At 35.0% G+C, this 15,763-nt stretch carries 12 protein-coding genes and 1 pseudogene; 5 read left to right on the forward strand and 8 right to left on the reverse strand.

Annotated elements, in window-relative coordinates:
* Nucleotides 1-6 precede the first annotated feature (6 nt).
* From HYI43_11145 to HYI43_11155, 3 genes are read right to left on the reverse strand one after another with little or no spacing between them, the layout of a single operon-like run.
* Nucleotides 7-1,014: a protein arginine kinase gene (locus HYI43_11145; GenBank protein UDI79083.1), complete on the reverse strand. Its 1,008-nt coding sequence runs from the start codon at nt 1,012-1,014 to the stop codon at nt 7-9.
* Complete coding sequence (locus HYI43_11150) at nt 1,007-1,570, reverse strand: UvrB/UvrC motif-containing protein (protein UDI79084.1); 564 nt, start codon at nt 1,568-1,570, stop codon at nt 1,007-1,009. The genes HYI43_11145 and HYI43_11150 overlap by 8 nt, the downstream gene beginning before the upstream one ends.
* Before the next feature lie 25 nt (nt 1,571-1,595).
* Complete coding sequence (locus HYI43_11155; GenBank protein ID UDI79085.1) at nt 1,596-2,057, reverse strand: CtsR family transcriptional regulator; 462 nt, start codon at nt 2,055-2,057, stop codon at nt 1,596-1,598.
* Nucleotides 2,058-2,213: 156 nt separating this feature from the next.
* On the opposite strand from HYI43_11155, the gene HYI43_11160 reads away from it, so the two are divergent.
* Nucleotides 2,214-3,428: a NupC/NupG family nucleoside CNT transporter gene (locus HYI43_11160; GenBank protein ID UDI79086.1), complete on the forward strand. Its 1,215-nt coding sequence runs from the start codon at nt 2,214-2,216 to the stop codon at nt 3,426-3,428.
* Between the two features lie 106 nt (nt 3,429-3,534).
* On the opposite strand, the gene pdxT is transcribed toward HYI43_11160, so the two are convergent.
* Nucleotides 3,535-4,089 (reverse strand): pyridoxal 5'-phosphate synthase glutaminase subunit PdxT, encoded by a 555-nt coding sequence (gene pdxT, locus HYI43_11165; protein UDI79087.1) that lies wholly within the window; start codon nt 4,087-4,089, stop codon nt 3,535-3,537.
* Between the two features lie 3 nt (nt 4,090-4,092).
* A complete protein-coding gene (pdxS, locus tag HYI43_11170) occupies nt 4,093-4,980 on the reverse strand; it encodes a pyridoxal 5'-phosphate synthase lyase subunit PdxS (protein ID UDI79088.1) in 888 nt (295 codons plus the stop codon).
* Nucleotides 4,981-5,078: 98 nt separating this feature from the next.
* Between pdxS and HYI43_11175 the strand changes: the two genes are divergently transcribed.
* Entirely contained in the window at nt 5,079-6,380 is a 1,302-nt protein-coding gene (locus tag HYI43_11175; GenBank protein UDI79089.1) for a PLP-dependent aminotransferase family protein, read from the forward strand.
* A gap of 1,096 nt (nt 6,381-7,476) precedes the next feature.
* Here the strand turns inward: HYI43_11175 and HYI43_11180 are convergent.
* A pseudogene (locus HYI43_11180) lies at nt 7,477-8,048 on the reverse strand (hypothetical protein).
* Between the two features lie 345 nt (nt 8,049-8,393).
* Here HYI43_11180 and HYI43_11185 point away from each other — a divergent pair.
* Nucleotides 8,394-8,636, forward strand: a complete 243-nt coding sequence (locus HYI43_11185) for a hypothetical protein (protein UDI79090.1) — start codon at nt 8,394-8,396, stop codon at nt 8,634-8,636.
* A gap of 1,453 nt (nt 8,637-10,089) precedes the next feature.
* Entirely contained in the window at nt 10,090-10,464 is a 375-nt protein-coding gene (locus HYI43_11190) for a hypothetical protein (protein UDI79091.1), read from the forward strand.
* A 663-nt stretch (nt 10,465-11,127) separates the two neighbouring features.
* Here the strand turns inward: HYI43_11190 and HYI43_11195 are convergent.
* Nucleotides 11,128-11,268 carry a hypothetical protein gene (locus tag HYI43_11195; protein UDI79092.1) on the reverse strand — a complete coding sequence of 47 codons (141 nt, stop codon included), beginning with the start codon at nt 11,266-11,268 and terminating at the stop codon, nt 11,128-11,130.
* Nucleotides 11,269-12,321: 1,053 nt separating this feature from the next.
* Here HYI43_11195 and HYI43_11200 point away from each other — a divergent pair.
* Entirely contained in the window at nt 12,322-12,846 is a 525-nt protein-coding gene (locus tag HYI43_11200; GenBank protein ID UDI79093.1) for a hypothetical protein, read from the forward strand.
* A 2,498-nt stretch (nt 12,847-15,344) separates the two neighbouring features.
* On the opposite strand, the gene HYI43_11205 is transcribed toward HYI43_11200, so the two are convergent.
* The gene (locus HYI43_11205) at nt 15,345-15,638 is read right to left on the reverse strand and encodes a hypothetical protein (GenBank protein UDI79094.1); all 294 of its coding nucleotides are present in this window, start codon (nt 15,636-15,638) and stop codon (nt 15,345-15,347) included.
* Between the last annotated feature and the right edge of the window lie 125 nt (nt 15,639-15,763).

A 15,763-nucleotide genomic window follows, 5' to 3' on the forward strand; every position in this document is an offset into this window, starting at 1 on the left:
TACCTCCTATTGAGTGTATTCTCGTAATATATCTGCTCTCTTCTCATTTACAGATTTCGTTTCATCTTCATCATTATATATAAACGCTGATTGGATACTGACCATCAATTCATTAAATTGAAAATGACTTAACGTCAAATATCCTAAATCAATACCTAATTTAACTTCACTTAATCGATAAGAAGCTTCTTCCATCGATATCATTCGACTATTTTGCAGTATACCAAGTGAACGATAAATACGATCTAAGGTTTCAAGTTCATTATATTGTGTTAATCGTTCACGAATTTGCATTTCTTCATTAATAATTTGTTGTACAACTTCAGTTAAATTATCAATAATTTCTGATTCTGTTTTCCCAAGTGTAAGCTGATTTGAAACTTGATAAATATGACCATACACTTGTGAACCTTCTCCATATATACCTCTAATCGTAAAACCAAAACGATTAATAGTTTGTGCAATACGGTTCATACGTTTCATTATAGATAGTCCAGGTAAGTGAAGCATCACACTTGCTCTCATACCTGTTCCAATATTTGTAGGACATGTAGTTAAATATCCTAAATGTTCATCATAACTAATGTCCAATGTTTCATCTAATTTATCGTCGATTTCAGAAGCCTTTTGGTATAAATCTTCTAACGATAAATCATTGCCCATAGCTTGGATACGCACATGATCTTCCTCATTAATCATAATGCTTAATGATTCATCTTCGTTTAATAATACTGCTGACGCAGGTTGCTTAATAAGCTCTGGACTAATTAAATGTTTCGCTACCAATTTCAATTTACTTTGCTGATCCATTGTATCTAAACGCATTAAAGTTAAATCTGGCAAAGCATCTTGTACTTCATTGATTACTCTAAACCCAGCTTGTTCTGATGGAAACATTAATGGGTGTACATGATTTTCTAAATTTCGGGCTAAGCGAATTCGTGACGACATTACAATAGGAGATTCTGAAGTCTCTTTCATCCAATCACTTATACGTGCATTTATATCACTCATTACGTTCCACCTCGCTCTCGTCTTTTAATGCTTTAATTTCATCTCTAACGACAGCTGCTTCTTCAAAGTTCTGTTCATCAATAAGCACATTTAAATATTTTGTTTTTTCTTCTATTTGCTTTTTAATGGCTAATTTTTTATGTGAAGAGCGAGGTGTTTTACCTACGTGTTCAAATTGCCCACCTTGCACACGTCTCACGATATCAACGATGTCATCTTTAAACGTTGCATAACAATTTGGACATCCAAATTTTCCTACATGGGCTATATCTTTTAACGTCATATTACAAGTTGGACATCGTTTTTCTTCTTGAAAAGCCACTTCATGAAAGTTAATTCCATGTTTCGTTGCAAGATGCTGTAAAATTTGTTTAACGACAAATGCTTCTTCAATATCATCCTGAAACTGAGAATGCGTTGTATCAGACTCACTTTGCTGCCAAGGATTATCTCCTTGAGCACATATTGAGCATACCCATTTCTCAGAAGTGCCTTCTTTACTTTTTACTGTGAGTTTAACCTCTGCTTCATTTAAATGACAATTTTCGCAAAGCACACATAGACACCTCGCTTTTCTTTAATTAATAATAATTAATAATTGGTAATAATCTTTTTAGAATATTGGCTCTAATAATATCACGAGCCACAACATCCATTTTCAATGTTTCGCGATCCACAATAACGTGAATCATACGTGCTTCTCTTTCTGTAATTAAACCTTTATCTAAGAGACCATCTAAAATGTAATATGCTTGTTGTTGTGAAATAGATGGACCTATAAGTTGCATTAGGTGATTAATATACCCCGTTGCATCTTTATTTTCAATTTTTGTGATTCGGATATATCCTCCACCACCACGTTTACTTTCAATTTCATATCCATGTTCGTTTGTAAATCTTGTTTTAATAACATAATTTAATTGAGAAGGTACACAGTCGAAACGTTGAGCAATGTTCGCTCGTTGAATTTCTACCACGTCTTCATTAGTTTCTTCAAATAATTTTTTAATGTACTGTTCTATGATGTCAGACATGTTGTGCATGATTCATCACCTCTTTTGACCTTCTTTGACTATATTATATGAGCATATTTGACCTTTTTCAACCAATTTGATTTTCAAATTAAAAAAATTAATGATGTTACATATACAAATTTAATGTATTATATTAGATAAAGAAAAATTTAAAGGAGTAGAATCATGCATATTCTTATTGGGATTATTGGGATAATTTTCTTTTTGGCACTTGCATTTTTGTTTAGCTCTGACAGAAAAAATATCCGTTGGCAATATGTTGGTATTTTATTAGTTATCCAACTTGTCTTTGCGTTTATTTTATTAAAAACGACAGCAGGTATCACAGTAATTGGGGGCATTTCTGAAGGATTTAACTACTTGTTACAGAAAGCAGCAGAAGGGGTTAACTTTGTATTTGGAGGATTTAAATTTGTAAATCCTAAAAATCCACCATTCTTCTTCAGTGTATTATTACCAATCGTATTTATTTCAGCATTAATTGGTATCTTACAATATACAAGAATTTTGCCTTGGATTATCAATGTTTTAGGATTCTTAATTTCTAAAATTAATGGTATGGGACGTTTAGAGTCATATAATGCAGTTGCTGCTGCAATCTTAGGACAATCTGAAGTTTTCATTTCATTAAAAAAACAATTACCTTACATACCTAAACAACGTTTGTATACATTAACAGCTTCAGCAATGTCTACAGTATCAGCTTCAATTATTGGTGCTTACTTCACATTAATTGAACCTAAATATGTAGTTACTGCAGTTGTATTAAACTTATTTGGCGGTTTCATCATTGCTTCTATTATTAACCCATATAAAGTTAATGAAGAAGACGATAAATTATTAGTAGATGAAAGTGAAACGAAGCAACAATCATTCTTCGAAATGTTAGGGGAATACATTTTAGATGGTTTCAAAGTTGCTGTTATCGTTGGAGCAATGTTAATTGGTTATATTGCAATTATCGCTTTATTAAATGGTTTAGTAAGCGGTGCGTTTAGCTTAGTATCAGGTGGCGCTATTAAATGGGATTTCCAAACATTAATTGGATTTGTCTTTGCACCATTAGCTTTTTTAGCTGGAGTACCATGGGAAGACGCTGTTAAATCAGGTTCAGTTATGGCAACTAAATTATTATCTAATGAATTTGTTGCGATGCAATCATTAGGTAACTTGAAAGGTATTTCTGAACATGCGAAAGGTGTAACATCAGTATTCTTAGTATCATTCGCTAACTTCAGTTCAATCGGTATTATCTCAGGTGCCATTAAATCACTTAATTCTGAAAAAGGTGACGTGGTAGCACGCTTCGGACTTAAGTTGTTATTTGGTGCTACATTAGTATCATTCATTTCAGCTGCAATTGCTGGATTCTTTATCTAATATTTAAATTAAATAGAACTAGAACTTCCATGTTATAAAGAAGTTCTAGTTCTATTTTTTACAAGTTGATAAACTCAAACGAGTAGCTCTACTTGCGATATTAATTTTATTTAACCATATGTTCAATAAAGTATTGTGTCACTCTATAATCATCCGTTAATTCAGGATGGAATGATACACCTAAATATTTACCTTGTTTAACAGCAACAATCTTATCGCCCACTGTACTTAATATTTCTACGCCCTCTTCAACACTAGCGATATGAGGTGCTCTAATAAATACGCCTTCTATATCTTCAGCGATACCTTTAATATCAAGTTCTGCTTCAAAACTATCCACTTGTCTACCAAATGAATTTCGTTCCACTGTAATATCTAATTTTTTTAAATATCCAGTTTCACCTTCGACATCTTTGGCAAGGACAATCAATCCTGCACATGTGCCAAACATTGGTAAATCAGACTGTTGTAACTTTTCTTTAAATCCATATAAGTCCATTAATCTTCTAAGTGTAGTAGATTCCCCACCTGGAAGAATTAATCCATCTATTTCTTCTAATTGTTCAACCTTTTTAACCGCAATACCTTCATGACCACTAAGTTCAATATGACGAATGTGCTCACGTACGGCACCTTGCAATGCTAATACACCAATCTTCATAAATTACCAACCACGCTCTTGCATACGTTCTTCTAATGAGATTTGGTTAATATCTAAACCTTTCATTGCAGTACCTAACTCGCCTGCTAATTTACCGATTAATTCATAGTCTTGGTAATGTGTAGTAGCTTGAACAATTGCTTTTGCGAATTTCTCAGGATCTTCAGATTTGAAAATACCTGACCCAACGAATACTCCATCTGCACCTAATTCCATCATTAATGCAGCGTCTTGAGGTGTAGCTACACCACCAGCTGCAAAGTTAACTACTGGTAAACGGCCATTGTCTTTAATTTGTTTTAAAACATCATATGGAGCTCCTAATTCTTTAGCATAAGTCATAATTTCATCATCATTCATTACAACTAAACGACTAACTTCTGCGTTAACTTTTCTCATATGTCTTACTGCTTCTACAATATTACCTGTACCTGGTTCACCTTTAGTACGTAACATCGCAGCGCCTTCACCAATACGACGTGCAGCTTCACCTAAATTACGGCAACCACATACAAAAGGTACTGTAAATTGGTCTTTTCTTAAATGATATTCTTCATCTGCAGGTGTTAATACTTCAGATTCATCAATATAGTCAACACCCATAGCTTCTAATACACGTGCTTCAGTAATATGACCGATACGTGCTTTCGCCATAACGGGGATAGATACAGCGTTCATCACTTCTTCAACAATTTTTGGATTAGCGCTACGTGCCACGCCACCAGCTGCTCTGATATCAGATGGCACACGTTCTAATGCCATAACTGCAACCGCTCCAGCTTCTTCTGCAATTTTAGCTTGTTCTGCATTAACGACGTCCATAATTACGCCACCTTTTTGCATTTCAGCCATTCCTCTTTTAACTCGATCAGATCCTACAATTTTAGACATAAAATTAACCCCTTTACTAATTGATTAAATTTATTTTAAGATATAAACTGATATTTAAAAAGGTACAATTTATTTATAAAATTAGGGGCCAGTTTACTATGCCAAATAAACAGACGTTATATATTTCACTTTATGAAAAATTAAAAAATCAAATTATTGAAGGTCAATATCAAGCTAATGATAAATTTCCATCTAAACGCCAATTAAGTGAACATTTATCTTTGAGTCATACGACGATTGAACATTCTTATCAACTTTTATTAGATGAAGGGTTTATTTATTCAAAACCACGTTCAGGTTACTATGTGTCAGACATTCAATCATTGCCAATTATCAATATAAGCCATAACGAATTTGAAGAAATTAATCAACCTATTAGGGAACATCATTATCAATATTCCTTTAATTTAGCTGAAATTGACGCTGAATATTTCCCCCTTCATTTATTTAGAAAATACGCTAAAGAAGCTTTTGAAGATACTGAAATAGATTTATTAGAAAAAGGAGATATTCAAGGAGAAGAAAATCTACGACAACAAATCGCACATTATTTGTTTAATAGTAGAGGCGTATCATGTCACCCTAATCAAATTGTAATTGGTTCATCAACAGAGCAATTATTAAGCATGGTTAGTGATTTGCTTAAATCATCATCATTTATAATAGAGAAACCTAGCTATCCTCCAATTAAACATGTACTAGATAAACATAACCGTAATTACATTCAAGCTACGGTAGAAGAAGATGGAATCAGTATAAATGAAGTTCTTAATTCAAATAAAAACATATTATATGTCACACCATCTCATCAGTTTCCGACTGGATACGTTATGAATTTAAAAAAACGAACGCAACTCATTAAATGGGCACATCAACAAAATAATCGATATATTATTGAAGATGATTATGACTCAGAATTTCGATACTATGGCAAACCAATTCCAGCATTACAAAGTTTAGATAAAAAAGATAAAGTAATCTACATTAGTACCTTTTCTAAATCACTGTATCCAAGCTGTCGAATTGCATACCTTGTACTGCCAACTAAACTACTACAAGATTATAAAGCTATGCCATATAAAGAAAGTAATACTGTTCCCGTTCATATTCAACAAATTATTGCTAATTTTATGTCTTCAGGAAGTTTTGAACGTCATTTAAATAAAATGAGAAGAATTTATAGAGAGAAATTAAATTATATTTTAGAAAGATTAGATCCATATAAAGAACAAATTAAAATAGAAGGCGCACTTCAACTTTTTTCACTCTTGTTTGGCAAGGTTTTAAACCGAAACATTTTTCACAAACACCGTGACGTGCGTTACAGTAATGCTGACGGATGTAACAGTGTTGTTCGATCCAGCGTCAGTAATTTTCTTATCAATTTCAGCAGTGATTAATTCGTCTGACAATAATAATTTGTCTGTTTTCAGGTGACGAATCGTTTCTTTAGATAACGACCCTTCGATACGTTTTCGATAATGGTTCCATCATTTCTGTACGTCTTTGATATCAGAAAACTAATACACCACGGTCGTAACCACAGTCTTCTTCCGTACGATAACTCTTGACCACGCAACAAGACGACGAGTAAGATAACCTGAAGCTGGGCTGTTTTTAAGAGGCGGTATCGGCAAGACCTTACTCGCACACGTGTGTAGAGAGAAGTATTCTAACACTGTTACCTTTCACGGAATGTGAAGTGATTGGTAACTCAATAATTTTACCTGAAGGAGCGGCCATTAACCACGCATCCCAGCTATTGATAAATTAGATGCGTTTACCACGGGCCACCTGAGTCACTCATCATGAAGATTGTGGTTTGTTTTCTCAGTGATTGCATTAATTCGCCCTTGAATTTTGGTCTTTTAGCGTCAGTCCAAATTTCAACAAAACAGCGTTTAAATAACTTTCATGCTTCTGTGTTAAACCACGGTAATTGTTAGATACACGTTCAACTATTTTTCATGGTCGATCGTAAAAGTATCTTTGTGGTGGTATCGGTGGGAATGGGGTCCGCCGATGTCGGGCAACACAACAGTAAACCAGCTTTAGCGGTGTCATATTTGAAAACCTCAGTCTTTCATACGGTCAAGTTTCATCATAGAAGTATCTGTAATGCTAAATCTGTTGAAGACTTCGGCAGAGTAATGTTACCTAAGAATTTGTTTTGAATAGTTCAATAAGTTCTTGTTCCTCAAAGTAGCTTTAAGGCACCTTCACCTTAACTGAGTTTGGATCAAAAAGTATATATCGGGTGTTTTTAACACCTTCAAGGTTAGTTTGAGTTGGTTCTTAATGAATGCAAATGAATCTGGAATGATTTCATTGAAATCCTTTACCTACTGAGGTAGCCAAAATTTTTCTATTTTGTTCTTCAGTGAATGTTAGGGTTATCTAAAGTGATTGCGCATTAATAAACCATACGATGTTGTAAATGTATGCCATTGCATATTCTTTTAGCACTTCGGTGGTATCATTAAAGAGTACCCTGTATTAAGCTGCGTCTTTACGTTCTAAAGTGTAAGTAATAGTTACCTAATACCATATCTTGTGATGGTGTAACAACTGGTTTTACCGTCTTAGGGTTCAAGATATGTTGGAGCAGCTAACATTAACATACGCTTCTGCTTGAGCTTCTTTAGATAAAGTACTTGAACGGCCATTTGGTCAACAATCCAAAGCCGCATTGTAAAGCTGTTGTTCCAGTGTGTGAAGACGAAATAGCACGACCTCTACTAAGGTTGTTCAAATGCTTGAATACCTAATCTGTGAAGCGTAGTGCACGTGTTTAATATACAGTGATGTTCTCAATTACATCTTCTAATAGCTCCCATCCTTCGTCGTCCATACTTCACTTTTGCCTTAGCATTTTAATGTTAGTGGCAATTTTCACGTTGACTAATTCTTTTCATTACGAAAGTTTTAAATAATCCAGTGCCAATTTCTTTGGTAACCACATTGATACATTTTTTAAACTTGGTCCTACAGCGATTACTGAACGCCCTGAAGTATCACCGTTTACCAAGTAAGTTTTGACGGAAACGACCTTGTTTACCTTTGAACATGTGAGAAAGTTATTTCAATGGTCTGTTAACCTGGACCTGTAACTGGACACCCGGTCGACCATTATCAATTAAGCATCTACCGCTTCCCCCCCCCCTTTTTGTTTTTAAAAACGAAATTTTGTTAAAAAAAATGTTTGAAAAAAACCGGGTTTTTTTTTTTTGTTTTTGTCCGGTTTTGTGTGTTTTTTTGTTTTTTTTTTTTTTTTTTTTTTTTTTTTTTTTTTTTTTGAAAAAAACCGAAAAAAAGTGGAAAAAATTTTTTGGCCCCCCCCCCCCCCCCCCCCACAAGGGGAAGCCCAAACCCTAAAGGGGTCCCCTCCGGGCCGCCGGGGGGGGGGGTGGGGGTTGGGGTTTTGGTGCCCCCCCGGTTTTTTGGGGGGGGGAAAAAAAAAAAAAAAAAAAATTTCTCCTTCCCTCAACAAAACAAAAAACAACCCGGAAGGGGGAAGGGGGGGGGGAAGGGGGAAAACAAAAAAAAAAAAGGGAAAGAAGGGGAAAAAAAAAGGAAATTTTCAACCGCCCCCACAAAAAACACAACCGGCTGGGCCGGGGGAAAAAAAAAAAAAAAAGGACCCCCCCTTTTTTTAATGTTTTGGCCCCCCCCCTGGGCAAACAAAAAAATCACCCCCCGTTTTTTTTTTCCCAAACACGAAAAAAACAAAAACCCCCCCCCGGTTAAAATTGTTTTTTATTTTTTTTTGTTTTTTTGTTTTTTTGTTTTAAACTTCCAAAGGAAAAGCGCCCCCCCACCTTGTTAAAAAAAAAGAAAAAATTTTGCCCTCCCCCCCTCCCCTTTTTTTTATTTCACCATTTGAAAAAAATAAAATGGGGTTTTTTCCCCGCCCCCGGGGGGGGGTTCCCCCCCGGGTTCCAGTTTTACAGGTTCCCCCCAAAGGGGGGGTTTAAACAAGAAACCCCACCCCCCCAAGAAAGAAGAAAGAACAATTTTGAAAAAATCACTTTGTTTTTTTTTTTTTTTTTTCCCCTTCCAACATTTTTTGTTTTTAAAAAGGGGGTTTTTAAAAAAAAAAAACCAAGGGGTCCCTCCCCGCCCCCCCCCCCCGGGGTTTTTTTTTTGGTTTCCCCCCCCCCGGTTCAAAAAAACCCCTTTTTTGTTACCTTGGGGGTTACAAAAAACCGTGGGGGGTTTTTTTTTTTTTTTGTTTTTTTGAACCCTACTCAGGGGTTTTTTCCCCCCCCCCGGGGTTTTTTTTTCCAGTAATTTTTCCCCGCCCCCCCCCCCCTGGGGTTTTTTTTTTTAAAAAAAAAAAAAGGAAAAAAAAACGCCAAAAAGGGTTTTTGTTTTATTAAAAAAAAAAAAAAAAATGGGTTTTTTTTTAAAATCCAAAAATTTGGGTTTTGGGTCCCCCCCCCCTTAAAAAAAAACCCAAAAAAAAAGGAAAAAAAAATGGGGCCAAAAAACCCTTTGTGGAAAATTTTTTTTTTTTTTTATTTTTTAAAAAAACCCGCTTTTTGCGTAAATGAAGGAAAGTTTGAGTTTTATTTTTTTTGTGTTCAAACCGTGAAAAAATTTTTTTTTTTGTTTGCCCCCCCCCCACCTAACCCATTTTTTAAAAAAAAAATGGGCGCCCCCCCTCCCCTTAAAAAGAAAGGCAAAAAAAAATTTTTTTGGGGAAAAAAAAAAAAAAAAAAACCCCCCCCCTCTAAATGGGAAAAAAACCCGAAAAACCCGTAAAAAAAAAACAAAAAAAAGTTTTTTAAAAAAAAAAAAAAAATGGGGGGGGGAAAAAAATTTTTGGGGTTTTTTTTTTTAAAATTTTTACGAAAAAAAAAGACAAAAAAAATAAAAAATGTTTTGTTTTAATTAAAGAAAAAAAAGAAACCCCATCCCTGGGGTTTTAAATTTTTTCATTGTAAAAACACAAACATTTTTTTTTTAAAAACCCCCGTGGGGTCCCGCCAACCCCCCTTTACCCGCCCCTTTTGTGGCAAACAGAGGTTTTTTTTTAGGTTTTTAAAATTCCAAGTGCCATTTTTTTTTTTTGAACGCAACAATTTTAGGTTAAAGGGGGCCCCAACCGTGGGCTTAAATTTCCCCCGTCCCACTTTTTCCCCCACCCCCCACCTTTTTGGTAAAAAAACCCAAAAACCCCAAAAGGGCTTTTTTTTTTTTACAAATGCCGGAAAAACAAAACCCTGTTTGAAAGTTTTTTTTGTTTGGGAAAAAAAAAAAAAAAAACCAAAAAAAAAAAATTGGGGCCCCCTCCCCCCCCCCCCTGTTTGTTTTGTTTCCAAAAACCGAACCTTGTTTACCCCCTTTAAAGAAAAGCCCCACCCCCTCCCCCCCCAAAAAAGGCCCAAAATGAAGGGGGCCCCCCCCCAAACGGTTAGTGGTGGGTTTTTTTTTTTTAAATTGGGTTTAGGCGCCCCCCAAACTTCAAAAAAAAAAATTTAAAGTCCACTTGAAAAAAAACTCCCTTAAAAAAGGGACCGGGTTTGTTTTTTTTTAAAAAAAAAAAACCCCCCCCCGCCAAAGTTTTTTTTTGGGGGTTTTTTTTTTTAACAACCAACCCCAATTCCAAACCAAAAAAAAGGATATGGGGGTTAAAAAATTTAGGGGGGTTTTTTTTTAAACTAATTTTTTAAACCTTGTAAAAAACCTTTTTTTTTTTTAGAAAACTCCGTTTAAAAAAAAAAAGAACCCCCCGGCCCCAGGTTTTTGTTTTTTTTTTGTTTTAAAATACAGGGGGGGTTGGGTATGCCTCCCCTTTTTTTTTACTGGGAAAACAAAAAAAAAACGAAAAAACCAAGGGGTGTCCTTAAAAAGCCCAATATGGCCCCAATGGGGCCCCCCCCCTTGTAATGTAAAAAAAAAAAAAAAAAAAAAAACAAAATTTTTTTTTTTTTTTTTTTTTTACCCCCCCACTTCGTTTTAATTTGGTTTTTTTTTTTTGGTTTTTTTTGTTTTTTTTTTTTAACTATTGTTTGGCCCCCGCCCAAAATTTTTCCCAAAAAACTTTTAAAATTAAACCCCCCCTAAAAACATGTTTTTCCCCAACCCTTTTGACAGAAACCAAAAAAAAAATTTTAGAAAAAATTTTTTATTTTTATGTGGGCCTTATTTCAAAAAGTAAAGTTTAAAGGTTAAAAAAAATTTTTTTTTTTTTTGTTTTGTTTTTTTCCCCCACACATGTGAAAATCCCAAATTTTCCCCCAGAAATTTTTTTCCCTTTTTTTTTTTGCCCCAATTTTTTTTCATTTTTAATGGAAAAAAAAAAACGCACAACACCCTCCCCAACCTTAAACCGCCTTTTTTGGGGGGGAAAAGGGGGTTTTTAAAAAAAAAAAACACCAGGAAAGTTTTTTTAAAGTTACTTTTTTTTTGTTTTTTTGTTTTTTTTTTTAAAAAAAAATTTTTGAATTTCCACCCCCTCCGGTTTGTAGGGGTGAAAAAAAGGTTTTGTGGGCCCCCCCCCGTTTTAAAAAAAAAAAAAGCCCCCCCTTTTTTAAAACCCTTTTTTTTTTTTTTTGAGGAAAAAAAAACAGAAAAAAAAAAAAAAAAAACCCCCTTTTAAATGAACCCAAATTTTCAATTTAAAAAAAAATTTTTCCCTTTTTTAGGGGGGGGGTTTGAAAACCAAATTTTTTTTGTAATTTTTTTTGACCCTCCCCCCCGCCCAAACCGAAAAAGTGTTGTCCCCCCCCCCCCCTTTCCAAACCCAGAAAAAAAAAAAGTTTTTTTTTTTTTTTAGCAAATTTAACAAAATTTACGCTTTCCTATTTTTGAAATTGGGGGTGGGGCCTTTTGGGGGAAACAAAACCCCGTTAATGGAAAAAAAAATGAAAAACCCTTTGTAGGTTTGTTTTGTTTTGTTTTTTTTTTATTGTGTTTTGCCAAAATTTTTTTTCCCCCCCCCCCCCCCCCTTCCCCAGCTTAAAAGCCCCCCCTTTTTTGGGGGAAAAATTTTTTTGTACCCCCTTGTTTTTTTTTTGTGGGTGTTTTTTTTTTTTGGTTTTTTTTTTTTTGCAGACATTCGTTTTTTGGGGGTTTGAAAAAACTTGTTTCCCAAGAAAAAAAAAAAAAATAAAACAGAAAATAATTTTTTTTTTTTTTTTTTTTTTTTTTTTTTTTAAGAAATTTTTGGGAACCTGAAAAAAAAAAAAAAATTAGTTTTGTTTTTTTTTTTTTTTTTTTTTTGTTTTTTTTTTGGAAAACGGTTTGGGGGGGTTTTTTTTTAAAAAAAAAAAAAAAAAAAAAATCCCCCTAAAAAAAAAAACAATTTTTTTTTTTGTTTTTTAAAAACCGTGGTTTTTGTTTTTAAAAAATCCCAAACAAAGAAAAAAAAAGGGAAAATTGGGGAAAACCCGTTTTTTTTTATTTTTTTTTTTGTTTTTTTTAGAGAACCCCGCTTTTGTGGGGGGGTTTTTTTGTTGTTTTTTTGTTGTAAAATTTTTTTTTTTTTTGGGGGAAAAAAAATCCTTTGAACCCCCCCCGCCAAAAAAAAAAAAACATGAAACCCCCTCAAAAAATTTCCCCCCCAAAGGGGCGGGAAAAAATTTAACAAAAAGAAAATTTTGCCCCCCGCAAATCCCAAACTTTTTGAGAAACAACAAAAAACCCAAAAAAAAAACCCCCCACTCCTTCCCCCAAAATGAAAAAAAATGTAATTTGGGACTTTCCCCAGGTGGGGTGGGGGGGGGGGGGTCCCCCCCCCCCCGTTTTTTTTGGGTTAAAAAAAAACCCGCCCCCACCCAAAAAATCCTAAACCTTTTTTTGATTTTTTTTTTACTTTTTTTTTTTTTAAAAAAACTTCCTTTCCCATGTTTTTCTTTTTAACATAGCCCTGGGTAATGGGGGGGGCCGTTGGGTGGTTTGTTTTTTTTTTTTTTTTTTTTTTTGTTTAAATTGGCCCGCCCCCCTCCCCCCGCCTTTTACCCCCCAGGGGGGGTTAAAAATTTTTTTTTAAAAATTTTGGGAGGTTTTTTTTTTTGGTTTTGTTTTTTTTTTTTTTTAACGCCAAAAAAAAAAAATTTCAAACTTTTTCCCCCCCCCCCAATCCAAACCATTTTCCCACCCGTTTGGGGGAAGTAAAAAAAACAGGTTTTTGGGGGGGGGTTTTTTTTTTTTAATGAAAAAAAAAAAAAATACTTTTTTTTTTTGTTTCATTCCCCCCCTTTCCTTAACCAACAACGGTTTTTTTTTTTTTTGGCGGGGGGGGCGCGGTGGTTAAAGGGGGGTTCCTTTTGGGGCCCCCCCGGAAATTTTTAAGCCCCCCCCGGCCCCTCCCGTTTTAAAAAAACAGCCAAAAAAGAACCCCCCTTCCCAGGGGTTTTTTTTTTTTGTTTTTTTTTTATTTTTAAATCCTTTTGTTTACTTCCCCCCCCCCCCGGGGGGGGGGGGGGGGGGGGGTCCCCCCCCCCCCCCCCCCCCGGTTTCCCCCCCCTTTTGTGTTTTTGTTTGACCCACGGGTGGTGGGGGGCCCCCTTTCAAAAAAAGGTAAATGGTGGTTTTTTTTTTTTGTTGTAAATTCCGCCCCGTTTTTTTACTTTTTTGTGGGGTGGTGTGGGGGGGAAAAAAAAAAAAAAAAAAAATAAAAAAACAGAAAAAACTGGGGGTGGTTTGGGGGGGTAAAAAAAAACAACTTTTTTGGAAAAAACCCCCCCGTTTGGGGGGGGGGGGGGGGGGGGGGGGGGGGGTTTTTTTTTGTTTTTGTAAAATTTTTTAAAAATTTTTTAGTTTTTTGTTTTGTTTTTTTTTTTTTTGTTTTTTTCCCTGAAAAAAATTAAATCAAAAAAAAGAAAGTACAACAGAAAAAAAAAAATTTGGAAAAAACAAAATTTTTTTTTTTTTTACAATAAAAAAAACCCCAAAATTTTTTTTGTTTGTTTTTATTTTTTTTTTTTTATCCCCCGAACCCGGTGTAAAATTCCGAAGGTTTCCCGCCCGTTTTTTTTTTTTTTTTTTTTTAATTCCTGTAACAAAGGAAAACCGAAATTTTTTTTTTTTTTTTTCCGTTCCCCCCCCCCCCCAAAAAAAACCCCCGACCCTGGGGAAAAAAAAAAAAACAGAAAAACCCGAAAAAAATTGTTTTGTTTTTTTCTTTTTTTAAATTTTTTAATTTTTCGGGTCCCCGCAGAACGAAAAAAAAAAAAAAAATTTTTTGTTTAATCCAACTGGCCCCCCCTGAACAATGCGAAAGAGAAAAAAAAGTTTTTTTAACTTGAACGCCCCTGGGGGGTAAAATCCCCCGGAAAAAAAAAAAACCAAAAAAAACAAAAATTTGGTTTTTTACCATCCCCCCACCCACACCCACACAGGCTACCACAATTGTGTTTTTTTTTTAAAAAAAAAAAACTTGTAACGCCCCAAAAAACCCGGTTCCCCCCCCCCCCCCCCCCCCACGGGGTTTTGGGTGGGTTTTTTTTTTGGGGGGGGGGGGGGGGTGAAAAAAAAAAAATTTTGGTTGTGTTAAACGGGGGTAAAAAAAAAAACCCCCTTTTTCAAACCCCCCAGGGGTTTTTTTTTGGGGGGGGAAAAAAAGTTTTTTTTTTTTTTTTTGGGAAAAGTTGGGGGGCCCCGCCGAAAAAAAAGCCAAGTTTTGTTTTGTTTGTTTGTTTTTTTTTTTGGGGGTTTTTTACAATTTTGTTTTCCCCCTGGCTCCCCCCGCGCAAAAAAAAAAATCCCCTTGTTAAATCCCCCGGTGGAAAAACACCCGCAAGGTAAAACCCCCCGCAACCTTTTTAAAAAACCCAATGGGGCGTTTTTTAAACCAATTTGTTTTTTTTTTTTCCCCATCCCCCCACTAACCTTTTTGGGGGCGGTGGGGGTTTTAAGGCGCAGGAGGTTTAAAAAGCCGATAAAAATTCACTCCAAAATGGGGTCCCCCCCCCCCCCCCTTTTTTTCCCCCGGGGACGTAAAAAAAATGTTTCCCAAGAAAAAAAAAAAAAACGAATTTTCCCCCCTTTTTTCCCCCCAAAAAGCCCGTTAAATTTTCCTTAAAAAAACAAAAGGTTTTCCCCAAAAAAAAGCCCCGCCCGTTTTTTTTTGGAATTTTTTTTTTTTTTTACCCTTGGGTGGGAAAAAACAATTCGAAAGGGTATTTGGGGGGGGGTTTTTTTTGTTTTTTGTTTTTTTTTTTTTTGTTTTAAAGAACAATGGACCAAATTTTTTTTAAAATTTTAAAAAGCGAAAGGCCTAAAAAAGGAAGAAACACCGTCCCCCCCCCCCGAAAAAAAACAAAAAGATTTGTGTTTTTTTTTTTTTTTTTTTTGTGGGTTTTAAAAAGGTCCCTTTTTTAAATTTGAAACAAAAAAAAAAAAAAAAACAAAAAAAACTAAAGGAAAAAAAAAATTTTTTTCCCCCTTTTAAACCTTAGCTTTTCAGGTTTTTTTGTTTTTTTTTTTAACTTTTTCCCAAGAATTTTGGGAAAAAAAGGTTTTGCCCCCCGGAAAAAAGTCGGGGTCCCCCCCACAAAAATTTCTTTCAGTTTTTTTTTTGAAAAAAAAATCGTGGGGTTGGGGAAAGGGTTGTGGTTTTTTTTGTGTTGTTTTTTGTTGTTTTTAACAGAAATGTTTTTTTTTTTTTTTTTTTTGCCCAAATTTTGAAAGGCCCCCGGAAAACCACCCAAAAAGAAAAAAAAAAAACCCCCCTGTTTTTCTTTTTAAAAACGCGGTTTGTTTTGGCCCCTTGGGGGGGGTTTTTTTTTTATTTTTATTAAAATTTTTTGCCGTGACCCCCGCCCTGGGGAAAAAA

It is taken from the genome of Staphylococcus taiwanensis (genome assembly GCA_020544305.1).
Taxonomy (GTDB): domain Bacteria; phylum Bacillota; class Bacilli; order Staphylococcales; family Staphylococcaceae; genus Staphylococcus; species Staphylococcus taiwanensis.